We start from the raw sequence: 23,148 nt of genomic DNA, 5'->3' as shown, positions 1-23,148 counted from the left end.
ATGACCCGTCGTCGCATCCTCGTCATCAACCCCAACTCCTCGGCGTCGGTGACGGCGGCGATCGACGAGGCGGTCGCGCCGCTGCGCATTGCCGGCGGGCCTGACATCGAGGTGGTTGGCCTCGCCGAAGGACCGCCGGGCATCAGCTCGCAGCGCGATGCCGATAGCGTGGTCATGCCGCTGGTCAACCGCGTCACGCGTGACGATGCGGATGCCTTCGTGCTCGCCTGCTTCAGCGATCCCGGCCTGCATGCGGTGCGTGAGGCCGCCGGCGGACGCCCGGTGCTGGGCATCGCCGAATGCGGAATCTTTCGCGCGCTGATGCTGGGCGAACGCTTCGGCATCATCGCGCTGTCGCCGTCGAGCATCCGCCGCCAGCAACGCATGGCGCGGGTGATGGGCGTCGATAGCCGTTACGCCGGAAGCTGGTCGGTCGGCGCGAGTGCGGCGGAAACGGCAGGCGCCGATATCCGCGGCCGCTTGGTCGATGCCGGCCGCGCGCTGGTCACTCAATGCCGCGCCGATGTCGTGGTGATGGGGTGCGCCGGCATGGCCTCGCACCGCGCGGCGATCGCGGATGCGATCGGTGTGCCCGTGATCGAGCCGGCGCAGCAGGCGGTCGCCGCTGCAATCGGCGCGGTGTTGTTGAACACGTAAGATCCTTCAGGAGCCTTTTGTCATGCCGATCTCCCGCCGCTCGCTCCTCAAGGCTGCCGCAGCAATGCCGGCGCTGTCGCTGCCGGGCATCGTCCGCGCCGAAGCGCAGAGCACCTTGCGCTTCATTCCCGTCATCGACCTCGCCTTCGTCGACCCCATCTATTCGACCGCGCAGGTGTCGCGAAACCATGGTTTCATGGTCTACGACACGCTCTACGGCATGAGCTCCTCGCTCCAGGTCTCGCCGCAGATGCTGTCGGGCCACGCCATCTCCGCTGACTTGCTGCAGTGGGACCTCAGCTTGCGCGATGGCCTGTTCTGGCACGATGGCGAACGTGTGCTGGCCCGCGACTGCGTCGCCAGCATCCGCCGCTGGGCGGCGCGCGACGGCTTTGGCGGCGAGCTGCTGGAGGCGACCGCCGAGCTCTCGGCCGCCGACGACCGCACCATCCGCTTCCGCCTCAAGCGTCCGTTCCCGCTGCTGCCGCAGGCGCTCGGCAAAGCGGCGATCAATCCCTGCTTCATGATGCCGGAGCGGCTGGCGAGCCAGGACCCGTTCAAGCCGCTGACCGAGGTGATCGGCAGTGGCCCGTTCCGCTATCTCGCCGACGAGCGCGTGCAGGGTGCCCGCAACGCCTATGCCAAATTCGAGCGCTACCAGCCGCGCACCGACGGCAAACCGGATTGGACCGCGGGTCCGAAGATCGTGCATTACGACCGCGTGGTCTGGACCACCACGCCCGATGCCGGCACCGGCGTCGCCGCGCTCCAGACCGGCGAGCAGGACTGGCAGGAGACCACGCCGCACGATCTGCTGCCGATCATCAAGGCCGCCGGCGATATCGAGACGCGCATCCTTGACCCCAGAGGCTACGCCTGCATGCTGCGCCTCAATCATCTGCAGCCGCCCTTCGACAATCCTGCCGTGCGCCGCGCGCTGCTGGGTGCGATCGATCAATCCGCGTTCATGACGGCCGTGGCCGGTACCGATCCGGCGTTCCAGGTCTCGCCGATCGGCTATTTCGCGCCTGATACCCCGATGGCGAGCGACGTCGGCCTCGACGTGTTCCGCGGGCCGCGCGACTACGCCAAGGTCAAGGCCGAGCTGAAGGCCGCGGGCTACAATGGCGAGAAGATCGTAGTGCTGGTCCCCACCAACTCGCTGGCGCAGAAGCCGCTGGGCGAGATCGCGGTCGACAGCTTGCGCAAGGCCGGCATGAACGTCGAATATGCCGGGCTCGATTTCGCCGTCGTGTTGCAGCGCCAGCTCAAGAAGGACCCGATCGGGCAGGGCGGCTGGAGCGCCGCGGTCGGCAACTGGCAGGGCATCGACTGGCTCAATCCGGCCGGCAACACCAACATCCGCGGCGAAGGCAAGGTCGCCGGCTGGTACGCGAGCGAGAGGATGGGGCCCTTGCGCAGCCAGTGGCTGGCCGCCTCCGAGCTTGCCGAGCAGCAGCGCATCTGCCGCGAAATCCAGACGGTCGCGTTCGACGAAATCCCCTATATTCCGATCGGCCTGTACAAGCAGCCGACCGCCTATCGCAAAGCCATCACCGGCATTCTCGACGGCACCGCCGTCTTCTGGAACGTGCGCCCCGCATGAGCACCACAGCAATTTTCGGCAGCTATGTGCTGTCACGGAAAGACGGCGCGCAGGACGTGTTGCGCGACCATTGGGTCCTGATCGAAGGCAAAAAGATTGCCGCGGTCACGCGCGACAGGCCGCGCGCGGACGAGATCTACGATCGCCCCGGCCGCTTCGTGCTGCCCGGTCTCTTGAATCTGCACAATCACTGCTTCTCCGAAGCGGTGGCGCGCAGCCATACCGAGGACGGCAACGGCCGCAAGAACAACCAGAGCATTGTCTATACGGTGCTCTTGCCGCTGACCAAGCGCGGTGCCGATATCCTGTCGGCGGAAGAGCGCATCGCGGTCGCGCGGCTCGGCATCCTCCAGCTCCTCAAGGGCGGCGCCACCACCGTGATGGAGCCGTTCCGCAATTCGATCCCGGAGATGTTCGATGCCGCCGAAGAGATGGGCATCCGCTTCTATGGCGCGCCGTATCTGTTCTCGACGTCGGACGCCAAGGCGGGACCTGACGGTGTGGTGCATTATTCCGGCGACGACGGCACCGCCGACATGGCAACGTGGGACGCGCTCTATCAGCGCTGGAATAATCGCGGCGACGGCCGCATCAGTCTTGCGATGAGCCCGCACGCCACGGACACCTGTGGCCCCGATCTGCTGAAGGCCTGCGCCGCACGGGCGCGCGAGCTTGGCGTGCCCATCACGACGCACATGGCGCAGAGCCGTGCCGAGGTCGAGACCATCGGCAAGCGCTATGGCGGCCGCACGCCGGCGCAATATCTGGACTGGCTCGGCCTGCTCGCGCCCGACCTGATGGCCGCGCACTGCATGTTCAGCACCGACGACGATCTCAAGCTGATGGCCGCGCGCGGTATGACCGTGCTGAATTGCCCGCGCGTGTTCGCGCGCGCCGGCGTCACCGCGGCGTTCAGCCGCTTCGCCGAGCACGGCGTGCGCACCGTGGTCGGCACCGACGGCTACAACATGGACCTGCTCGGCGAGCTCAATGCGGCGTCGCTGATCTCCAAGGTCACCTCAGCCCGCGCCGATGTCGCGAGCTCGCCGGAGCTGATCGAAGCGAATACGGCAGTCGCCGCCGACGTCATCAATCGGCCTGATCTCGGCCGGATCGAGCCCGGCGCGACCGCCGATCTCACCGTCGTCGATCTCACCCATCCGCATCTTCAACCGCTGTTCGACCCACGCCGCGCGCTGATCGCGCTCGCCAACCGCGCCAACATCGATCAGGTCATGGTGGACGGCCGCATGCTGGTCGATGAGGGTGGCTATCTCGGCGCCGATGAAGCGGCGATCACGGCGGCGGGCAGTGCGGCGATCGGCAAGATCTGGGACCTGCCGGAGGCGCAGGCCGCGTTCAACGGCTGAGCGTTGCGTCGTCCTCGAATTCAACGAGCGCCTTGCGCATGGTCTCGACGAGATCGAGCGCCACCGGCGAGGGGCTGCGCTGCGCCGGAAAAACGGCGGAGAATTCGAAGTCGATGCGCGGCAGGAAGCGGCGCACGACGACGCCGCGGGTGGAAAATTCCTGCGCGGTGAAGGGATCGCAGATCGCGACGCCTAATCCCGACGACACCATGCCGCACATGATCTCCGACAGCGTGGTCTCGACCCTGAGCACACGGCGGACGTCGTGGCGATGGAAGACCTGGTCGACGAGATGCCGGCTCGACGATCCCGCCGACAGCGAGATGAACGTCTCGCCCTCGAAATCGCGCGGCTCCAGAACTTGCTTCTCCGCGAGGCGATGACCGGTCGGCAGCACCGCGACGCGCGCCAAAGCGGGCAGCCGCTGGCTCGGCAGGCCGGAATGGGCGATCGGCACCTCGGCAAAGCCGATGTCGCATTGATTGTTGAGCACCCAATCGACCACGATCGGCGAGATCACGCCGAAGAAGGCGAGGTTGAGGTTGGGCCGTTCTTTCAGGAAATGTCCGGCGAGCCGCGGCAGATAGCCGTTCGACAGCGCCGGCAGCGCGGCGATGCGCAGCGAGCCGGTGCGGCGGCCACGGATTTCCTCGGCGGCCGCCGTGATGCGTTCGAGCCCGACGAAGGAACGCTCCACCTCGGTATAGAGCGCCATCGCCGCGGCGGTCGGCACGAGGCCAGTGCCGCGCCGCTCGAACAGCTCCATTTTCAGCAGCGCCTGGAGGTCGCGCAGCAGCCGGCTGACCGCCGGCTGCGTCACGGTCATCAGCGCCGCCGCCTCAGTCACGCTGCCCGTCAGCATCGTCGCGCGGAAGGCCTCCACCTGCCGCGGATTGATCCGCGCCATCCCCAATTCCATCCATAACATTTATGCATGCAGAGGGTGCCATTATTCATTGGACGATGGAAGCTCGGGTTTGCGATCTTTTTCATCAGGACTGGAGACAGCCCGCTTTTTCGGCAGATTGGAGGGGTTCAAACCTCCGAATCGCGCCAAAACCTACCGAACAGGGGCCGGAGCCCTGTCCGGAGAGGGTTGGCGCGGAAGGAAATGCGGAAGGCGCCTCAGTCAGAGATTTTTCGGCACGTCACCTCATCCCGGTATTGGAGATCGGTCCATATGAAGACTCTCAGCCTTCTGACCGCGGTCAGCATCGCAGCGCTCATCGCCGTCCCGTCTGCCGCCTCGGCCCAGCAGAAAACGCTCTATGTCGCCGGTTACGGTGGCTCGTTCGAGAAGACCATCCGCGACGAGGTGATCCCGGCCTTCGAGAAGGAGAACGGGGTCAAGGTCGAGTACGTCGCCGGCAATTCCACCGATACGCTGGCCAAGCTTCAGGCGCAGAAGGGCAACCAGCAGATCGACGTTGCCATCGTCGACGACGGCCCGATGTACCAGGCGATCCAGCTCGGCTTCTGCGGCAAGCTCGAAGGCTTGCCGGCCGCCGATCTCTATGACACCGCCCGCTTCAAGGACGATCGCGCCGTTGCGATCGGCATCGTCGCGACTGGCCTGATGTACAACACCAAGGTGTTCGCCGAGAAAGGCTGGGCGCCACCCACTTCGTGGAACGATCTGAAGGACACGAAATACGCCAAGCAGCTCGTGATCCCGCCGATCAACAACACCTACGGCCTCGAAGCGCTGGTGATGCTGTCGAAGATGAACGGCGGCGGCGAGACCAACGTCGATTCCGGCTTCAAGATCTTCAAGGAGCAGATCAATCCGAACGTGCTGGCCTATGAGCCGTCGCCGGGCAAGATGACCGAGCTGTTCCAGTCCGGCCAGGCCGTGATCGCGGTGTGGGGCACGGGCCGCGTGCAGAGCTTCGCCAACACCGGCTTCCCCGTCGACTTCGTCTATCCGAAGGAAGGCGCGGCGACGCTGCTGACGACGGCGTGTCCGATCACCAAGCCGAATGCCTCGCCGCTTGCATCGAACTTCGTCAAGATGCTGCTCGATCCAAAAATCCAGCTCGTGATGCTGAAGGACTACGGCTACGGCCCGGTGCTGAAATCACTGGTGGTACCGCCGGAGCTCGGCAAGATGGCGCCGATCGGCGAGCGCGCGGCAAAGCTCTATAATCCGGACTGGACTGTGATCAACGAGAAGCGCGAGGAGTGGACCAAGCGCTGGAATCGCGAGGTCGAGCGTTGATCTGATCGTTGCGGAGACAGCGCATGGCCTATCTCGAGCTCGATCGGGTCGCAAAACAGTTCGGCGCGCAGACTGTGGTCGAAGACTTCAGTCTGTCGGTGGGGAAGGGGGAGTTCATCTCCTTCCTCGGCCCGTCCGGCTGCGGCAAAACCACGACCCTGCAGATGATCGCGGGTTTCCTCGATCCCACACGCGGCGCGATCCGCCTGGAGGGCAAGGACCTGACCGCGATCCATCCCGCGAAGCGCGGGCTCGGCATCGTGTTCCAGAGCTACGCGCTGTTTCCGCACATGACGGCGGCGGAGAACGTCGCGTTCGGCCTCGAGATGCGCAACGTGCCGCGCGCCGAAAGAGCCGAGCGCGTCCGCGCCGCGCTCGCGATGGTCGGGCTTGCCGGTTTTGAGGACCGCCATCCGCGCCGCATGTCCGGCGGTCAGCAGCAGCGCGTGGCGCTGGCGCGCGCGCTGGTGATCAAGCCGAGCGTGCTCTTGCTCGACGAGCCGCTGTCGAATCTCGACGCCAAACTGCGCGAGGAGATGCAGATCGAGCTGCGCCAGATCCAGCGCACCATCGGCACCACGACGATCCTGGTCACCCACGACCAGAACGAGGCGATGTCGCTGTCCGACCGCATCGTGGTGATGAGCCAGGGCCGCATCGAGCAGATCGGCTCGCCGCAGGAGACCTATGAGAAGCCGTCCTCGGCCTTCGTCTCGCAGTTCCTCGGCAAGACCAACGACTTTGCGGCGACGATTGATCGGACCGCGACGCCGGTGCGGCTGGTGGCTGGCTCCTGGAACGCGCCGGCGCCGGCCGGGCTCAGTGGCCCCGTCACTGTCAGCATTCGCCCTGAACGGATCGGCTTTGGCGATACGGGGCTCAGCGCAAAGATCGTCACGCGCATCTTCCAGGGCAATCACTGGCTGTTCCAGTGCGACAGCGAATGCGGGCCCGCGATCGTGATCCGCCAGAATGACGGGACGGCGCCGCCGGCTGAGGGCGAGGCGGTTCGCCTCGTCTGGCGGCCCGAGGACATGAGCGTGCGCGCGAGGGCCGGCGCATGAGCACGGCCGCTGACGAGCGCAACGCGCGTGCGCCATGGGCGCTGACGGCGCCCGCCTTGATGCTGTTCGTCGGCGTGCTGCTGATTCCGCTGGCGATGACGGTGATGCTGTCGTTCCACGACTGGGGTCAGTACAAGGGCATCGAGCCGGTCTTCATCCTCAAAAACTGGCACGAGATCGCGACCGATCCCTATTATGCCGAAATGTTCTGGCGGACGTTTCGCATCGCGATCCTGACAACGCTGCTCACCGCGTTGCTCGGCGCACCCGAAGCCTACATCCTCAACCGCATGAGCGGCCGCTGGAAGAGCTTTTTCCTGCTGATCATCCTCGGGCCGCTCTTGATCTCCGTGGTGGCGCGGACGCTCGGCTGGGCGCTGCTGTTCGGCGGCAACAACGGCCTCGTCAACAAGCTCCTGATGTCGCTCGGAGTGATCCGCTCGCCCATTCCCTTCATGTTCACCGAGACAGGGATGGTGGTTGCGCTCGCCCATGTGATGATGCCGTTCATGGTGCTGTCGGTGTGGGCCGCGCTCCAGCGGCTCAATCCGCAGATCGAGAACGCCGCGATGTCGCTCGGTGCGGGGCCGGTGACCATCATTCGCCGCATCATCATGCCGCAGATCATGCCGGGCGTGCTGTCGGGCGCGATCATCGTGTTTTCGCTCTCCGCCAGTGCCTTCGCGACGCCCGCGATCATCGGCGGCCGCCGGCTCAAGGTCGCGGCGACGCTGGCCTACGACGAATTCCTCAACACGCTGAACTGGCCGCTCGGTGCAGCGGTCGCAACGCTGCTGCTGGTCGCGCTGGTGCTGATCGTCGTCGGCAGCAACGCGCTGATCGAGCGCCGCTACGCGGAGGTGTTCCGATGAGCCGGAACGGCCCGCTCGCGTTGATCTTCCACACCATCTTCGTCATCGTCATGGTCGCGCCGATCCTGGTGGTATGCCTCGTTGCTTTCACGCCCGAAGGCTTCCTGTCGCTGCCGACCAACCGCTTTTCGCTGCGCTGGTTCAGGGCGATCGCCAACTATCCCGAGTTCATCCATGCCTTCTGGGTGAGCCTGGGGCTCGGTGCGCTCTCATCCTTCGTGGCGCTGCTGTTCGCGGTGCCGGCAGCGCTCGCGATCGCGCGTTATCGCTTCCGCGGCCGCGATGCGCTCGCGGCGCTGTTCCTGTCGCCGCTGATGATCCCGCATGTCGTGCTCGGCATCGCCTTCCTGCGCTTCTTCACCTCGGCCGGCCTCGGCGGCAGCTTTGCCGCGCTGATCATCGCGCATGTCATCATCGTGTTTCCGTTCGCGCTGCGGCTGACGCTGGCGGCGGCGACCGGCATGGACCTCTCGGTCGAGATGGCGGCAGTCTCGCTCGGCGCCAACGGCTGGACGCTGTTTCGCCGCGTGACGCTGCCGCTGATCCTGCCCGGCGTCATCAGCGGTTGGGCGCTCGCTTTCATCCAGTCCTTCGACGATCTCACCATGACCGTCTTCCTCGCGGCGCCCGGCACCGAGACGTTGCCGGTGCGCATGTTCCTTTATATCCAGGACAACATCGATCCGCTGGTCACGTCGGTCTCGGCCTGCGTGATCGCGATCACCATGACAGCCCTCATTCTGCTCGACCGCTTCTACGGACTCGACCGTGTGCTCGCCGGCAAGGGCGATACGGGACGATAGGAGAAATTTATGTCAGGAGACTACGACGTCGCTGTGGTCGGCGGCGGACTGCTCGGCTCCGCCATTGCCTGGGGCCTCGGCCGGCTCGGCAAGAGCGTGGCCGTGCTCGACGAAGGCGACATCACCAAGCGCGCCTCGCGCGCGAATTTTGCGCTGGTCTGGGTTCAGAGCAAAGGGCTCGGCATGCCGGCCTATACTGTCTGGACCGTGCAGGCGTCACAAGCGTGGAGCCAGCTTGCTTCCGAACTCAAGCAACAGACCGGCCTGGATGTCTCGCTTCAACAGAACGGTGGCTTCCATCTGACGCTCGGCGACGACGAATTCGGCCAGCGCACCGAGCTGGTGAAGCGCATGCACAACCAGACCGGTGCTGCCGATTACAAGATGGAGATGCTCTCCGCCTCCGAGGTGAAGAAGGCGCTGCCGCTGATTGGTCCGGAGGTGTCCGGCGGGAGCTATTGTCCGCTCGACGGCCACGTCAATTCGCTGCGGACCTTCCGCGCCTTCCACACCGGCTTCAAGGCATTCGGCATCGACTATTTTCCGGAGCGCCCGGTCTCGGCGATCAGCAAGAGTGGTGGCGAATTCCGCCTGACCACGCCGAAGGGCGAACTGCACGCCGCCAAGATCGTGCTCGCGGCCGGCAATGCCAACCAGACGCTTGCGCCGATGGTCGGCCTCTACGCGCCGATGGGCCCGACCCGCGGCCAGATCGTGGTGACCGAGCGCACCATGCCGTTCCTGCCGCATCCGCTGACCACGATCCGCCAGACCGACGAGGGCACGGTGATGATTGGCGACAGCAAGGAGGACGAGCTCGACGATCGCGCGCTGAAGCATTCCGTCAGCGCTGTGATGGCCGATCGCGCGCAAAGGATGTTTCCGCATCTGTCGCGGCTCAACGTGGTCAGGAGCTGGGCCGGCATCCGCGTCATGCCGCAGGACGGCTTTCCGATCTACGACCAGTCGGAGACGCATCCCGGCGCCTTCGTCGCCTGCTGCCATTCCGGCGTGACGCTCGCCTCCAACCACGCTTTCGAGATCGCGCGCATGGTCGCAGCTGGCGCGCTCGAGCCGGAGCTGGTCGGCGCGTTTTCGGCCAGCCGTTTCGGCGCCGCCGGTGCTGCGAACAACAGCGGCTATTAGAGATATCTAAAGGAGCCAAGAGGCATCCCATGTTTAGACGATCCGAACAGGACAAGCGACCGCAGGTCCAGATCTTCGTGGATGGCACAGCCATCGCGGCGCGCCAGGGCGACACCGTCTCTGCCGCGCTGCTGGCCTCCGGCTGTGATGCGCGCCGTTCCACCGCAGTGAGCGGCGCGCCGCGTCTGCCCTATTGCATGATGGGCGTGTGCTTCGACTGCCTCGTCACCATCGACGGCGTCGGTAACCGCCAGGGCTGCCTGGTGCCCGTCGCCGAGGGCATGCAGATCGAGATTCAGAAGGGCAAGCGGGAGATCGGAAAATGACTGTGGCTCCCAAGCGCGAAGCCTATGACGTCGTGGTGATCGGCGCCGGGCCCGCCGGCCTCGCGGCCGCTGCGACGTCCGCCGAAGCCGGCCTGTCGACGCTGCTGCTCGACGAGAACATCGGCCCCGGCGGCCAGGTGTTTCGCGCCATTTCGTCCACGCCCGTGACCGACCGCGACCAGCTCGGCGCCGACTATTGGGTCGGTGCCGACCTCGTTCAGTCGCTCCGCGCGAGCCGCGCCGAGATTATCCATCGCGCCACCGTCTGGAGCCTCGACCGCAACCTCGAGATCGCCGTATCGATCGGCGGTGCATCCGCTTTCCTCAAGGCGCAGCGCGTGATCCTCGCGACCGGCGCGCTGGAGCGGCCGTTCCCGATTCCCGGCTGGACCTTGCCGGGCGTGATGACCGCGGGCGCCGCGCAGACGATGCTGAAATCATCGGCGCTGGTGCCTGACGGACGCACGGTGATCGCGGGGCAGGGGCCTCTGCTCTGGCTGCTCGCCGCGCAGATCTTGCGGCTGGGCGGCCGCATCGATCGCATCCTCGACACCACCGAGCGCGGCAATTACTTCGCCGCGTTGCCGCACGCCTTCGCCTTCCTGACCTCGCCCTATTTCACCAAGGGCCTGTCGATGATGCGCGAAGTGAAGGCCAAGGTGCAGGTCGTCTCCGGCGTCACCGAGCTCTCGGCATCCGGTGATGGCCAGCTCGCGAATGTGAGCTATATCGCCGGCGGCAAGCGTGAGACCATTCCTGCTGACCTGTTGCTGCTGCATCAGGGCGTCGTGCCCAACGTCAATCTGGCGATGTCGGCCGGAATCGAGCATCGCTGGGATGATCTGCAATTGTGCTGGTCGCCGGTGCTGGATGCGAGCGGCAATTCGTCGGTCGCGGGCATCGCGATCGCTGGTGACGGCGCCGGCATCGGTGGTGCCAATGCGGCCGTGGTCCGTGGCCGCATCGCGGCGCGCGCGGCGGTGGAGGCATTGGCGCCTGCGGTTGCGACAAAACTTGCGCCGATGGCGACGCTCCGCGCCGATCTCGCCAAGGCCGAGCGCGGCCGCGTCTTCCTCGACACGCTGTTCCGCCCCGCGCCCCAGTTCCGCATTCCCACGGGCGACACCATCGTGTGCCGCTGCGAGGAAGTCACCGCGAAGGACATTCTCGATGCCGTCGCCATCGGCGCGACCGGACCGAACCAGCTCAAGGCCTATCGCCGCACCGGCATGGGGCCGTGCCAGGGCCGGCTCTGCGGCCTCACCGTGACCGAGCTGATGGCGCAGGCGCGGGGCAAGACGGCACAGGAGATCGGCTACTACCGGCTGCGCGCGCCGGTCAAGCCGATCACGCTCGCCGAGCTCGCCGCCGTCCCGAAGAGCGAGGCGGACATCAAGGCGGTGGTGCGCGGATGACCCAAAACGTGGATGCGATCGTCGTCGGCGGCGGCATCCACGGATGCTCGACCGCGCTGCATCTGTGCCTCGCCGGCATGAAGCCGGTGCTGATCGAGAAAGACTACGCCGGCCGCCATGCTTCCGGCGTCAATGCCGGCGGCGTTCGCCAGCTCGCGAGGCACGTGCCCGAAATCCCGCTCTCGATCCGCTCGATGGGGATCTGGGAGAAGATTACCGATCTCCTCGACGACGATTGCAGCTTTGAGAGTTACGGTCAGGTTCTCGTCGCGGAGAACGAGGAGGAGCTCGCGGTCTGCCGCGCGCGTGTCGCTGAGCTGAATGCGCTTGGCTTCACCCATGAGGAGCTGATCGACGCGACTGAATTGCGGCGACTGGTGCCGGCCGTGGCTGAGACTTGCCCCGGCGGGGTCGTGTCGCGCCGCGATGGTGCCGCCAATCCGGCGCAGACGACGACGGCGTTCCGGCGCAAGGCCGAGCAGTTAGGTGCGACCGTGCGCGAAGGCGTTGCCGCCAGCAATATCCGGTACAGCGACGGTCTCTGGCACGTCGACGTCGGCACTGAGACCTTTGCCGCGCCGGTGCTCGTCAATGCCGCCGGCGCCTGGGCCGGGAACATCGCCGCCGCGCTCGGCGAGCCCGTTCCGGTCGAGACCGTGGCGCCGATGCTGATGATCACCTCGCGCGTGCCGCACTTCATCGACCCCGTCGTGATCCTGCGCGGGCGCAAACTGTCCTTCAAGCAATTCTCCAACGGCACCGTGCTGATCGGCGGCGGCCATCTGGCCACGCCCTATCAGGATCGCAACGAGACGGTGCTGGACTGGAAGAGCCTCGCGATCAGCGCGCGCACCGTGTTCGAGCTGTTCCCGGTGATGCGCAGCGCGACGATCGTCCGCGCCTGGGCCGGCATCGAGGCGAAGATGAAGGACGATATCCCCGTGTTCGGACCGAGCAGCCGCCACAAGGGCCTCTATCACCAGTTCGGCTTCTCGCTGCACGGCTTCCAGCTCGGCCCCGGCGCGGGTGCCGTGATGGCCGAGCTGATCGTCAATGGCGGCACCCAGACCCGCATCGGCGATCTCGGCATCGACCGCTTCCATCCTTCCACGCTCTAAGAAGAGGACATCATGAGCATCACCCGCAGCATCCGCACGCCCATCATGCACCGCGCCGTCGAGGCCAACGGCTTCGTCTTCGTCGGTGGCACCATCGCCGACGACACTTCCGTGTCCATGGGCGACCAGACCCGCAACATCCTCGGCAAGATCGCCGGCTATCTGAAGGAAGCCGGTACCGACAAGTCGCGCGTCGTCAGCACCTCGATCTTCGTCACGGATCTTTCCAAGAAGAAGGAGATGGACGCGGTCTGGACTGAATTCTTCGGTGACAACCTGCCGACGCGCGCCACGGTCGGCGTTGCCGATCTCGGCGGCGGTGCATTGATCGAGGTGGTGGTCACTGCGCTCAAGGGCTGATTGCGCTCTTCTCACGGGCTCGTGAAGAGAGCCGTCGATCCGAACATGACGAAGATGTAATGGTCTGGATTAGCTGCGGCGCTTTGACGCGCCGCAGTTTCCGTTTATCAGTAGGGGACTCGGCTGGAATGCCCAATGTCCTCGCAGAACAATAACAACAAGCTCGCGATCAAATTTCGCTGCCCCGGAGAACTCGAAGGCCTGCTGCCGCAGCCGGTGCCGGCGAATCTCGGCGTTCCCGACTGGCTCAAGGCGATGCCGACCACGGCCTTCAGTGCCCTCAATCAGCAGGATGACGAGACGGTCAAGCGCTGCCCGCCGTTCATCGACGCGATGACATGCGGTTTCCTGATCCCGCTAATCTGCGATATCAGGGTCGAGGATGGCGAGATCAGCTGGGACAACGACATCCCGCCCGGCGGTGAGATCGATTTTCCGCGCTCGCCGATCAGCTTTCACGATCAGGGCCAGCTCACCGGCTCGCCGCTGTTCGAGGCCGATCGCTTCGTCATCAAGTTTCACAATCTCTGGACCATCGAGGCGCCGGAAGGCTATTCGCTGTTCTTCACCCATCCGGTCAATCGCTTCGACCTGCCGTTCATCACGCTGAGCGGCCTCGTCGATTGCGATCGCTATCGCGACAGCTGGATCCACTTTCCGGCGCATTGGCACAATACGGGCTTTCGCGGCGTGCTGCCCAAGGGCACACCGATCGCGCAATGCATTCCGGTCAAGCGTGAGGATTGGACGCGGCAGACCTCGGCCTTCACCGAGGATGAAGCGCAGAAGGTCCACGCCCTGCGCGCCGCGCTGAAGCGCGAGCCGGGTCTGTACCGGCGGAAATTCAGGGCGTAGCCCGCTCGGGCCTGGCTCCCAGGAATTTCGCCGCGGCGCTCGGGCGGAAGAAGAAGCGGCCGTGCGACGAGGCGGCGAGTGTGAGGGCGGCGCGGCTGAGCATCTGCGGCCGTCCGCCATACACGGACCGCAGCGCCGCCTCGCCGCCATCGCGTTCGCCCATCTCCATCAGGCAGATCGCGAGATTGGCGCGGGAGAGAGCGTCGTCCGGGCGAAGCCCGAGCGCGTGACGGTAGGTGTCGGCGGCCTCGGCATAAGCGCCGTCGAGAAGCTCGGCCCAGGCAAGTTCGGTCAGGATATCGGTGCGTCCCGGCCCGATCGCGCGCGCCGCGGTCAGCACGGTACGCGCTTTGGCGCGATTGTTATTCCGGACATGCATGCGGCCAAGGTCGAGTTGCAGATCGACGCTGGCCGGGGCGAGCGCGAGGGCTTGCTCGATCATCCCGACCGCCTCGCCAACCTCGCCGGCGTTCGCAAGCTGGCCCGCCAGCTCCTGGAACGCGGGCAGATAGGGCGGACGGCGCGCTGTGGTTCGCCGCAGTTGCGCCAGTCCATCGCTTCTGCGCCGCGCGGCACACAGCACATGGCCGAGCAGCGTCTCGATTTCGGGATCGCTATTGCGCTTCGCGGCTTTCTCCAGCGGCGCAATCGCTTCCTCCGCACGCTCCTGGCCGAGCAGGGCATGGGCGAGGATCAGCACGGCATTCCGGTCGGTGCGATTTGATTTCAGGGCTTCGGTCGCAAGCTGCCTTGCAATGTCGAACTGCTTTGCACGTAGCGCCAGAAAGGCTTGCTGAAGCAGTTGGGCGAGGGGGCTATTCGGCTTGCCGCTCAAGAGATGGCCTCTTGGTTGAGACACGTTGTTTTTTGCCCCTTACCGCATGCCCCATGCAGCGTCCATCAACAGCTTCGTGATGCTTTGCTGATCGGCCCGGACGCGTCGCACGGAATGCACCTTGATCTCGGCGCCCGACGGGATTATCAGCGAGACATCAATCAGGAGTTTCGCATCCATGGATTTCACCCCGACCGCAACGCCCATCCGCCTTGCTCACGGGGAATTCCATGCCTGCATCGATTATTCTGTCGAACCTCTCGCTGTCCACGCCTGACGGCCGTCCTCTCCTTTCCGACCTCAACCTGACATTTGGTGCCGAACGGGCTGGTCTCGTCGGCCGCAACGGCGTCGGCAAGACAACGCTGCTTGCTGCGATCACCGGAGAGCACATTCCCCAAGCGGGACGCGTTCTCGTGAGCGGAACCGTGGGAATGCTCCGCCAGGACGTCCAGCTTCCTGCGGGCGCCGCGGTGATCGATCTGTTCGGCGCGCGCGCAGCGCTGGAGCTGCTTCGCCGTGCCGAGCGGGGCGATGCATTCGCCGACGAAGTCACCGACGTCGATTGGACGCTCGAAGCGCGGCTTGCGTCCGCGCTCGCGCGTGTCGGGTTCGATCCTGATACCGACACGGAGCTGGATCGTTTGTCGGGCGGGCAGGTCACGCGGATCCGTCTGGCCGCGCTGGTCTTCGCCGAGCCGGACTTCCTGCTGCTCGATGAGCCCACCAACAATCTCGATCGGGATGGACGTAAGTCAGTGGTCGATCTGCTCGCAGGCTGGCGGGGCGGGGCGATCGTCGTCAGTCACGACCGCGACCTGCTCGAGACCATGGATGCCATCGTCGAGATGACATCGCTCGGGGCAAGACGGTACGGCGGCAATTGGAGCAGTTACCGCGAGCAGAAGGCCATCGAGCTCGCTGCCGTCAGGCACGACCTTGCGCATGCCGAGAAGCATCTCGCCGAGATCGACGGCAAGGCGCAGGAGGCAGCGGAACGCAAGGCGCGCAAGGACAGCGGCGGCAGGAAGAAGCGCGCCAAGGGCGACATGCCGCGCATTCTCGCCGGTGCACGCAAGGACCGCAGCGAGGACAGCGGCGGAAAGACCGCGCAGATCGCCGAGCGGCGGCGCGCGGAGGCGATCGAGGCTGTCGACACGGCTCGCCGCCGCGTCGAGATTCGCCAGCCGCTGTCGGTCAAGCTGCCCCCGACCGGCCTGCCGGCGGGCAGGGAGGTGGTATGGCTCGATCGCGTCAACGCCGGCTATCAGCCGGAGCAGCCGGTCCTGCGCGATCTCTCACTCACGCTCGTCGGCCCGGAGCGCGTCGGGGTCGTCGGGCCGAATGGTTCCGGCAAGACAACGTTGCTCAAGCTCGTCACAGGCGAGTTGCGCCCGTTCGCGGGCACCGTGCGGGTCAGGCCGGACTTCGCGCTGTTCGACCAGAAGGTCAGCCTGCTCGATCCCGCGATCTCCATCCTGGACAATTTCGGGCGTCTCAATCCGAAAGCGAGCGCGAACGAGTGCCATGCTGCCCTGGCCCGGTTCGCGTTTCGCGCCGATGCCGCCGCGCAGATCGTGGGGAGCCTGAGTGGCGGACAGCTGTTTCGTGCGGGCCTCGCCTGCGTTCTAGGCGGGGCGGCGCCGCCGTCCCTGCTCATCCTGGACGAGCCGACCAATCATCTCGACATCGAGTCCATCGAAGCCATCGAGGCAGGCTTGAGGGCCTATGACGGCGCGCTGCTCGTGGTCAGTCACGACGAGGCGTTCCTGCAGGCGATCGATATCACGCGCAGGGTCGAGCTGGTCGCCAACACTGCTCTCTAAGGCCCGACAACAAGAACCCGACGCCCTGCCCCCAGCGGGGCTGCGTGGCGCGGCCTACGAGGCCGCGCTGCCGCCCGGTTCGAGCGCCTCGCCCATCTCCAGCGGATGAGCCATGGTCTCGTGCAGAGCCTCGCGATCGAGCTCGCCTTCGGAGATGCTGATGACGACGCAGGCGATACCGTTGCCGATCAGGTTGGTCAGCGCGCGGCACTCGCTCATGAACTTGTCGATCCCGACCAGGATCGCGATCGACTGGATCGGGATGTCGGGAACGATCGAGAGCGTCGCGGCAAGCGTGATGAACCCGGCGCCGGTCACGCCCGAGGCGCCCTTCGAGGTGATCATGGCGATGCCGAGAATGCCGAGCTCCTGCCAGATCGTCAGATGGGTGTTGGTCGCCTGCGCCAGGAACAGCGTCGCCAGCGTCATGTAGATGTTGGTGCCGTCGAGGTTGAAGCTGTAGCCGGTCGGAATGACGAGGCCGACCACCGAGCGCGAGGCGCCGAGATGCTCCATCTTCTGGATCATCTGCGGCAGCACCGTTTCCGACGAGGAGGTGCCGAGCACGATCAAGAGTTCGTCCTTGATGTAGGCGATGAAGCGCAGGATCGAGAAGCCGGAGAGCCGCGCGATCGAGCCCAGCACGATCAACACGAACAGGATGCTGGTGAGATAGAACGTGCCGATCAGGGCCGCGAGGTTGAGCAGCGAGCCGAGGCCGTAGGCGCCGACGGTGAACGCCATCGCGCCGAACGCGCCGATCGGCGCGACGCGCACGATGATGCGGATGATGCCGAAGAACATTTTCGCGGCCTTGTCGATCGCCTCCGCGATCGGCTCGCCGGCCTTGCCGAGGAAGGCGATGGCGAAGCCCGACAGGATCGAGATCAGCAGCACCTGAAGCAGGTCGCCGCGCGCGATCGCGCCCACATAGCTGTCGGGAATGATCGCCATCAGATGGGCGACGATACCCTCTTCCTTGGCCTTGGTGACGTAGGTCGCCACCGATTTCGGGTCGATCGTGGCGGGATCGATGTTGAAGCCGTGCCCGGGCTGGAGAATCTCGCCGACCAGCAGGCCGATGGCGAGCGCGACGGTCGAGACCGTCTCGAAATAGATCAGCGACTTCAGCCCGACCCGGCCGACGCGCTTGAGGTCGCCCATCGAGGAAATGCCGTGCACCACGGTGCAGAAGATCACAGGCGCGATCATCATCTTGATCAGCGCGATGAAGCCGTCGCCGAGCGGCTTCAGCTCCTTGCCGAGATCAGGATAGAAATAGCCGATGAGCACCCCGAGTGCGATCGCGATCAGGACCTGGATGTAGAGGATCTTGTACCAGGGTTGATGCCGGCGATGGACGGCTGGCTGGATCGCGACTTGTGTCATAGTGTGTGCCCCGGAACGCATTGATTTTGATTCTGCAAGATCTGGATTTTGCAAGCTTTGAATCTTGCATGACTCGCATCATGTGATGGTCGCCGCAGAAGCGACAATCACATTTTTGTCGGATCGCACGAAGATCGGTCGCTGCACCGCAACGGGGGGAATATGACAACCACGATGGGCTCGGACGAGCAGCCGCAGAGCTATTTTCCGCGCTGGAAATTCAAGGCCTCGGGCGTGATCATGCCGGAGGAACGGCTGTCATGGGGCCAGACCGTCGTCTCCGGTCTCCAGCATTGCGTAGCGATGTCGGGCTCGACGATCATCGCGCCGTTGCTGATGGGGTTCGATCCCAATGTTGCGGTCCTGTTCTCCGGCATCGGCACGCTGATCTTCTTCGTCATCGTCGCCGGGCGCGTGCCGAGCTATCTCGGCTCGAGCTTCGCGTTCATCGCCGTCGTCATCGCCGCCACCGGCTATGCCGGGCAGGGGCCGAATCCAAATCTCTCCGTCGCGCTCGGCGGCATCGTTGGCGCCGGCGTGCTCTACGGCGTGATCGCGCTGATCGTGATGTGGTCCGGCGTTGGCTGGGTCGAGCGCCTGATGCCGCCGGCCGTCACCGGGGCCGTGGTCGCCGCGATCGGCCTCAATCTCGCGCCCGTGGCGGTCAAGGCGGTGAGCGTCAACGCGTTCGACACCTGGATCGGGCTCGCGACGGTTCTGATCATCGGCGTGGTGGCCGTTGCCGCTCCAGGCCTGTGGCGCCGCCTGCCGATCATCCTCGGTGCGATCGGCGGATATCTCCTGTACCTGCTGTTCGCAAACGGCCTCGGCTTCGGCAAGCCGATCGACTTCGCGCAGCTCGCGGCCGCGCCGTGGTTGGGCATGCCAAGCTTTACCACGCCGACCTTCCAGGCCGATGCAATCTTTCTGATCGCGCCGGTTGCGGTCATCCTCGTCGCCGAGAACCTCGGTCACATCAAGGCCGTCGGCGCGATGACGGGCCGGAGCCTCGATGCCTATCTCGGCCGCGCCCTGTTCGCCGACAGCCTCGCGACCATCGTGGCGGCCTGCGGCGGCGGCACCGGCGTCACCACCTATGCCGAGAACATCGGCGTCATGGCGGCGACGAAGGTCTATTCGACACTGTTGTTTGCATTCGCGGCCACGGTCTCGATCCTGCTCGGCTTCTCGCCGAAGTTCGGCGCACTGATCCTGTCGATTCCCGGCCCCGTCATCGGCGGCCTCTCGATCGTGCTGTTCGGATTGATCGCCGCGATGGCCGGACGGATCTGGGTCGAGAACAAGGTGGATTTCGCCAATCCTGCGAACCTGATCACCGTCGCCGTGGCGCTGACCGCGGGCGCCGGCGACCTCACGTTCAAATTCGGCGCGTTTACGATCGGCGGGATCGGCACGGCGACCTTCGGCGCCATCATTCTCTACCAGATCCTGACCTCGCCGCTCGCGCGCCGCGCCGGGTGAATCCCTGCGATGCGCAAGCGGGATGGAACAAAACGCCGGTTCCGTCCATGATGAAGCATCCCCGGAGAAAGTTCATGCCGCAGACCGATCGCTCGACCCCGTTTTCCTCCCGCCTCGTCGGCCAATACGCGCTGGTGACCGGTGCCTCGCAAGGCATCGGCCGCGCCATCGCCATTCGGCTCGCGCAGGAGGGCGCGACCGTCGCCATCAACTATGTCGATCACCCCGAGAGGGCCGAGGAGACGCTCGCGCTCGCAAGGACAGGATCGGCTGACCGCGGCCACGGCAAGCTCGATCATGTCGTCGTCAGGGCCGATGTCAGCAATGAGCAGGAAGTCGCCGCGATGTTCGAGACAGTGCTTTCGCGCTGGAAGCGGCTCGACTGCCTCGTCAACAATGCCGGCTTCCAGCGGGAGTCGCCGAGCGAGGAGCTCGACATCGACACCTACCGCCGCATCATCGACGTCAATCTCAACGGCGCCGTGCTCTGCGCGCAGAAGGCGCTCGCGCACTTCGTCGCGCGCGGCGGAGGCGGCAGCATTATCAATTGCTCCAGCGTCCACCAGATCATTCCGAAGCCCGGCTATCTCGCTTACTCGATCAGCAAGGGCGGCATCGCCAATCTGACACGCACGCTGGCGCTGGAATTCGCCGGCCGCGGCATTCGCGTCAATGCGGTCGGCCCCGGTGCGATCGACACGCCGATCAACGCGGCCTGGACGGGTGATCCCGCCAAGCGCGGCGTCGTCACCAGCCACATTCCGCTGGGACGGGTCGGCACCCCGGAAGAGATCGCCGCCGTGTTCGCCTTCCTCGCCTCGGATGACGCCAGTTACATTACGGGCCAGACCATTTACGCCTGCGGAGGCCTGACGCTGTTCCCCGAGTTTCGCGAGAACTGGGCGAGCTAGAAACGTGGATTCACGACCGAAACCACGAACTCATCATCCCATGCCGAACGCTTCAAAAATCTGCTGCGAGCAGGTCGTAGGAGCCCCGGCTGCCGCGGACATACTTCCTGGCCGCAGCCGCACATATCAAGTCGCGGTTGGAATCGAACGCGATCAGAAATCCCGATTCGCTGGAACGGGTGCCCGGTTGAATCCGCTTCAATGCGTCTTCGTCGATGAAGAACGAGGCCTCGATGGCGCTGTCGTGTCCCCAGAACCGCACGGCATGCCGCGTCCGATCATACGAGCGGCTGTGATTTGGAAAGTCGATCATGGTTCAGGCCGATCAGGTTGCAGGTGCCGCGCGCCGGCCTTTTCGCCGTTTGAGTCGGAGCTCGCCGGGTGGCCGACGCTCGACCCGCGTACGTCAGGAACACGGACGTTCCGTCCAGACGAAGACGCGCCGGTTGCGCCTCTCTCAAATGAAGATTTGGCAACAGGGCAGCAATCCGATTCAATGCCGATCGCGACAAATAGTTTCTTGATAAGCCTCGCTATTCGGCGAAGGGATCACTAGATACAGTTTATCACCGCGCGCCCCTCGGCTGTCATCGGTGACTGAGAGCATTGCGCTCCCGCCAGAACCAACAGGCGGTCAGTATGTCGGATTCCCCTAGATTCAGCCTTCGCGAGTGGCTCGTACCTCCGGTCTTGCTACCGGTTTTCTTCGTGGTGTTGATCGCCGCAGCGATGCTCATACAATGGTAGCCGGTCTTGGCGTGCCTTCGCCATCGGCTCAAGCGAGCAGCTCGTCAGAATCGATCCCGGCCTCTTTGGCTTGCGAGTTGAGCGCCAGGGCGATCAACGCCCTCGACCTTGCCCGCAAGATGCCGTCGGGAGACAAGCGCACGGTGGCAATGCGCCGGGCAGCGATTCTCGGAAATGCCGCTGAAATCCTCACGTATTTCTCGGCGGCGAAGGATCGCTGTTGAAGGAGCCCGCATGTTTAAATTTCTGCAGTATCGTGCAAAAGCGGCCGCGTATGGCGAACTGGCGAGGAATTCGCCCGGCAAAGCCGATACGCGCAAATTCGAACAACTGCAGGATAGCCACACATCGCGCGCGGACAACGAGCAGATGCTCGCGGACCAATACGTGGATGCAGTCAATGCCGGGGGGACGGAGCGACTGCGCGGCGCAGCCCTCGCGGCGGAGGAAGAGCGCGTTTTGCGCTGTCTCGGTGCGGCCGTCATCATGCAATGGAATTCATTGCCGACGACGCTCCAGCGGGAGATCTTCGATACCGCCGGATCGGTTGGGACATTGCTGGATACGGCGGCGCTCCGTGGGCAGATTGCCCGGTTTCTTCACAAGCATAGGCACGACGCCGATCCCGCCAAGATCTGACATGTTCAGGGGCTGAGCGAGAGGCGCGGTTCGCGAAGCATATGGACGCAAACAACAGGAGGATCCAGATGGCACTGACAAAATTCCGTATCGATGAACAGCCGCATGCCATGGACGGTCTGCGGCTTCTTGCCCAGGAAGGCACGAGAGAAGTCGAGGCGTTCGTCAGTCGCAAGGTGATGGACGTTTGGGCCGAATCGATCGAGCACAGTGGCGGACGTCAGAGTTTGTTCCGGAAGCAATACAGCGCGCTTGGGAAACGGAACTTTGCCGCGCTTGAGCGCATCGTGAGCGCCAAATACCAGCGGGGCACCGCGTTCAACCGTCAGCATCCGTTTGTCGAGGTGTTGTTCTCGGACATCGCGGAAAGCGGGGAGACCTTGAATCTCAGCGAACTGGTGCGCGAGCCGTTGCCGCCGGCATTTCACCGGCGCGCCTGATCCGATTGGAACGCCGCCCGGTAGCGGTCACTGGTTTGCCAATGTGCCCCGTCATGAAGATGGGAGGCGTGGAGGCTCTGGCCGACCTGCTCGGGCTGACGCAGGCCAAAAACTGATCGCCGGCTTCGAGCTGCTGGCGCGGGAGTGATCTGGCAAAACGACACGGCGTGAACTACATCTGCGCCATGGCAAACCCTCCACAGGCAAACCGTTCGCTCGAAGATTTCGTCGGCCGGCACGAACGTTTGTTCGTGCTGACCGGCGCCGGCTGCAGCACCAATTCGGGCATTCCCGATTATCGCGACAGCCACGGCAACTGGAAGCGGACCCAGCCGGTCAATTTTCAGGCCTTCATGTCGGAAGAGCCTACGCGTCAGCGCTATTGGGCGCGCAGCCTGATCGGCTGGCGGCGGTTCGGCCAGGCGAGGCCGAACGATGCGCATCATGCGCTCGCCCGTCTCGAGGCGAGCGGGCGCTGCGAGATGCTGCTGACCCAGAACGTCGACCGGTTGCATCAATCCGCCGGCCACCGGCAGGTGATCGACCTGCATGGCCGGCTCGATCTGGTGCGCTGCATGGGCTGCGGAGCGAAGACCCCGCGCAACGAATTCCAGGATAGGCTCGGCCGTGCCAATGCGGAATGGCTGACGCTCGACGCCGCCGATGCGCCTGATGGTGACGCCGATCTCGAGCATGCGGATTTTTCCTCGTTCAAGGTGCCCGCCTGCGAAGCCTGCGGCGGCATCCTCAAGCCCGACGTCGTGTTCTTCGGCGAGAACGTCCCGCGCGATGTGGTCGCCACCGCGCAGGATCATCTGGCGCAGGCCGACGCCATGCTGATCGTCGGCTCCTCGCTGATGGTCTATTCCGGATTCCGCTTCGTGCAGGCTGCCGCGAACCGGCAGATCCCGATCGCCGCGGTCAATCTCGGACGCACCCGCGCCGACGATCTCCTCACGCTCAAGGTCGAGGAGCGCTGCGAGGCGGCGCTTGCATTCCTGCTCTGAGCGCGTGGGCCGCACCCTTCTACCGCATAGGTGCCACGCAAAACGGCTCGGACGCTTCACCC

Annotated in this window: 25 protein-coding genes; 20 read left to right on the top strand and 5 right to left on the bottom strand. The window is 65.0% G+C overall.

Annotated elements, in window-relative coordinates; all coding sequences use genetic code 11:
* From AC1DW2_RS21875 to AC1DW2_RS21865, 3 genes are read left to right on the top strand one after another with little or no spacing between them, the layout of a single operon-like run.
* Entirely contained in the window at positions 1 to 657 is a 657-nt protein-coding gene (locus tag AC1DW2_RS21875; protein ID WP_063981050.1) for an aspartate/glutamate racemase family protein, read from the top strand.
* Positions 658 to 679: 22 nt separating this feature from the next.
* Positions 680 to 2,263: an ABC transporter substrate-binding protein gene (locus AC1DW2_RS21870; protein WP_063981051.1), complete on the top strand. Its 1,584-nt coding sequence runs from the start codon at positions 680 to 682 to the stop codon at positions 2,261 to 2,263.
* A complete protein-coding gene (locus tag AC1DW2_RS21865; RefSeq protein ID WP_063981052.1) occupies positions 2,260 to 3,633 on the top strand; it encodes an amidohydrolase family protein in 1,374 nt (457 codons plus the stop codon). Before AC1DW2_RS21870 ends, AC1DW2_RS21865 begins: the two co-directional genes overlap by 4 nt.
* Here AC1DW2_RS21865 and AC1DW2_RS21860 read toward each other — a convergent pair.
* Positions 3,623 to 4,540, bottom strand: coding sequence for a LysR substrate-binding domain-containing protein (locus tag AC1DW2_RS21860; protein ID WP_063981053.1), 918 nt, complete (start codon positions 4,538 to 4,540; stop codon positions 3,623 to 3,625). The two genes, AC1DW2_RS21865 and AC1DW2_RS21860, sit on opposite strands and share 11 nt — an antisense overlap.
* Positions 4,541 to 4,813: 273 nt before the next feature.
* Here AC1DW2_RS21860 and AC1DW2_RS21855 point away from each other — a divergent pair, with 273 nt between their 5' ends.
* The 10 genes from AC1DW2_RS21855 to AC1DW2_RS21810 all read left to right on the top strand — a co-directional run bounded on the left by AC1DW2_RS21855 (position 4,814) and on the right by AC1DW2_RS21810 (position 13,810).
* Positions 4,814 to 5,851, top strand: a complete 1,038-nt coding sequence (locus AC1DW2_RS21855) for an ABC transporter substrate-binding protein (RefSeq protein WP_063981054.1) — start codon at positions 4,814 to 4,816, stop codon at positions 5,849 to 5,851.
* 23 nt (positions 5,852 to 5,874) lie between these two features.
* A complete protein-coding gene (locus tag AC1DW2_RS21850; RefSeq protein ID WP_063981055.1) occupies positions 5,875 to 6,915 on the top strand; it encodes an ABC transporter ATP-binding protein in 1,041 nt (346 codons plus the stop codon).
* Positions 6,912 to 7,787, top strand: a complete 876-nt coding sequence (locus AC1DW2_RS21845; protein ID WP_063981056.1) for an ABC transporter permease — start codon at positions 6,912 to 6,914, stop codon at positions 7,785 to 7,787. The genes AC1DW2_RS21850 and AC1DW2_RS21845 overlap by 4 nt, the downstream gene beginning before the upstream one ends.
* A complete protein-coding gene (locus AC1DW2_RS21840) occupies positions 7,784 to 8,590 on the top strand; it encodes an ABC transporter permease (protein ID WP_063981057.1) in 807 nt (268 codons plus the stop codon). The genes AC1DW2_RS21845 and AC1DW2_RS21840 overlap by 4 nt, the downstream gene beginning before the upstream one ends.
* A 9-nt stretch (positions 8,591 to 8,599) precedes the next feature.
* Positions 8,600 to 9,736 carry an NAD(P)/FAD-dependent oxidoreductase gene (locus AC1DW2_RS21835; protein ID WP_063981058.1) on the top strand — a complete coding sequence of 379 codons (1,137 nt, stop codon included), beginning with the start codon at positions 8,600 to 8,602 and terminating at the stop codon, positions 9,734 to 9,736.
* A gap of 29 nt (positions 9,737 to 9,765) precedes the next feature.
* Positions 9,766 to 10,062 (top strand): (2Fe-2S)-binding protein, encoded by a 297-nt coding sequence (locus AC1DW2_RS21830; protein ID WP_063981059.1) that lies wholly within the window; start codon positions 9,766 to 9,768, stop codon positions 10,060 to 10,062.
* Positions 10,059 to 11,477, top strand: a complete 1,419-nt coding sequence (locus AC1DW2_RS21825) for an FAD/NAD(P)-dependent oxidoreductase (RefSeq protein WP_063981060.1) — start codon at positions 10,059 to 10,061, stop codon at positions 11,475 to 11,477. Before AC1DW2_RS21830 ends, AC1DW2_RS21825 begins: the two co-directional genes overlap by 4 nt.
* Positions 11,474 to 12,595, top strand: a complete 1,122-nt coding sequence (locus tag AC1DW2_RS21820; protein ID WP_283017566.1) for an NAD(P)/FAD-dependent oxidoreductase — start codon at positions 11,474 to 11,476, stop codon at positions 12,593 to 12,595. Before AC1DW2_RS21825 ends, AC1DW2_RS21820 begins: the two co-directional genes overlap by 4 nt.
* Positions 12,596 to 12,607: 12 nt before the next feature.
* Complete coding sequence (locus tag AC1DW2_RS21815; protein WP_063981062.1) at positions 12,608 to 12,955, top strand: RidA family protein; 348 nt, start codon at positions 12,608 to 12,610, stop codon at positions 12,953 to 12,955.
* Positions 12,956 to 13,090: 135 nt separating this feature from the next.
* A complete protein-coding gene (locus tag AC1DW2_RS21810) occupies positions 13,091 to 13,810 on the top strand; it encodes a hypothetical protein (RefSeq protein ID WP_063981063.1) in 720 nt (239 codons plus the stop codon).
* Here AC1DW2_RS21810 and AC1DW2_RS21805 read toward each other — a convergent pair.
* Both AC1DW2_RS21805 and AC1DW2_RS21800 read right to left on the bottom strand, forming a co-directional pair.
* Complete coding sequence (locus tag AC1DW2_RS21805) at positions 13,800 to 14,645, bottom strand: tetratricopeptide repeat protein (RefSeq protein ID WP_084794962.1); 846 nt, start codon at positions 14,643 to 14,645, stop codon at positions 13,800 to 13,802. The two genes, AC1DW2_RS21810 and AC1DW2_RS21805, sit on opposite strands and share 11 nt — an antisense overlap.
* 39 nt (positions 14,646 to 14,684) lie before the next feature.
* Positions 14,685 to 14,825, bottom strand: coding sequence for a hypothetical protein (locus tag AC1DW2_RS21800; protein WP_477007150.1), 141 nt, complete (start codon positions 14,823 to 14,825; stop codon positions 14,685 to 14,687).
* Between the two features lie 50 nt (positions 14,826 to 14,875).
* Here AC1DW2_RS21800 and AC1DW2_RS21795 point away from each other — a divergent pair, with 50 nt between their 5' ends.
* The gene (locus tag AC1DW2_RS21795; RefSeq protein ID WP_063981064.1) at positions 14,876 to 16,471 is read left to right on the top strand and encodes an ABC-F family ATP-binding cassette domain-containing protein; all 1,596 of its coding nucleotides are present in this window, start codon (positions 14,876 to 14,878) and stop codon (positions 16,469 to 16,471) included.
* A gap of 54 nt (positions 16,472 to 16,525) precedes the next feature.
* Here the strand turns inward: AC1DW2_RS21795 and AC1DW2_RS21790 are convergent, their stop codons facing one another.
* Positions 16,526 to 17,860 carry a dicarboxylate/amino acid:cation symporter gene (locus AC1DW2_RS21790; protein WP_071909716.1) on the bottom strand — a complete coding sequence of 445 codons (1,335 nt, stop codon included), beginning with the start codon at positions 17,858 to 17,860 and terminating at the stop codon, positions 16,526 to 16,528.
* Positions 17,861 to 18,022: 162 nt separating this feature from the next.
* On the opposite strand from AC1DW2_RS21790, the gene AC1DW2_RS21785 reads away from it, so the two are divergent.
* Both AC1DW2_RS21785 and AC1DW2_RS21780 read left to right on the top strand, forming a co-directional pair.
* A complete protein-coding gene (locus AC1DW2_RS21785) occupies positions 18,023 to 19,342 on the top strand; it encodes a solute carrier family 23 protein (protein ID WP_477007149.1) in 1,320 nt (439 codons plus the stop codon).
* A 74-nt stretch (positions 19,343 to 19,416) separates the two neighbouring features.
* A complete protein-coding gene (locus tag AC1DW2_RS21780; protein WP_063986088.1) occupies positions 19,417 to 20,253 on the top strand; it encodes an SDR family oxidoreductase in 837 nt (278 codons plus the stop codon).
* 52 nt (positions 20,254 to 20,305) lie between these two features.
* Here the strand turns inward: AC1DW2_RS21780 and AC1DW2_RS21775 are convergent, their stop codons facing one another.
* Positions 20,306 to 20,566, bottom strand: a complete 261-nt coding sequence (locus AC1DW2_RS21775; protein ID WP_063981067.1) for a DUF1488 family protein — start codon at positions 20,564 to 20,566, stop codon at positions 20,306 to 20,308.
* 427 nt (positions 20,567 to 20,993) lie between these two features.
* Here AC1DW2_RS21775 and AC1DW2_RS21770 point away from each other — a divergent pair, with 427 nt between their 5' ends.
* The 4 genes from AC1DW2_RS21770 (at position 20,994) to AC1DW2_RS21755 (ending at position 23,086) form a co-directional block, all read left to right on the top strand.
* Positions 20,994 to 21,224, top strand: coding sequence for a hypothetical protein (locus tag AC1DW2_RS21770; protein ID WP_084794963.1), 231 nt, complete (start codon positions 20,994 to 20,996; stop codon positions 21,222 to 21,224).
* A 10-nt stretch (positions 21,225 to 21,234) separates the two neighbouring features.
* Positions 21,235 to 21,639, top strand: a complete 405-nt coding sequence (locus AC1DW2_RS21765) for a hypothetical protein (RefSeq protein WP_063981068.1) — start codon at positions 21,235 to 21,237, stop codon at positions 21,637 to 21,639.
* A gap of 68 nt (positions 21,640 to 21,707) precedes the next feature.
* On the top strand, positions 21,708 to 22,079 hold the full coding sequence (locus tag AC1DW2_RS21760) for a signal transduction histidine kinase (RefSeq protein ID WP_187387922.1): 372 nt from the start codon (positions 21,708 to 21,710) through the stop codon (positions 22,077 to 22,079).
* 185 nt (positions 22,080 to 22,264) lie between these two features.
* Entirely contained in the window at positions 22,265 to 23,086 is an 822-nt protein-coding gene (locus AC1DW2_RS21755) for an NAD-dependent protein deacetylase (protein ID WP_028151461.1), read from the top strand.
* Positions 23,087 to 23,148: the final 62 nt, after the last annotated feature.

It is taken from the genome of Bradyrhizobium sp. P3_C3 (assembly GCF_056402655.1).
Note: the sequence above shows the minus strand (reverse complement) of the source record. Positions and strands in the feature narration are given on the sequence as shown.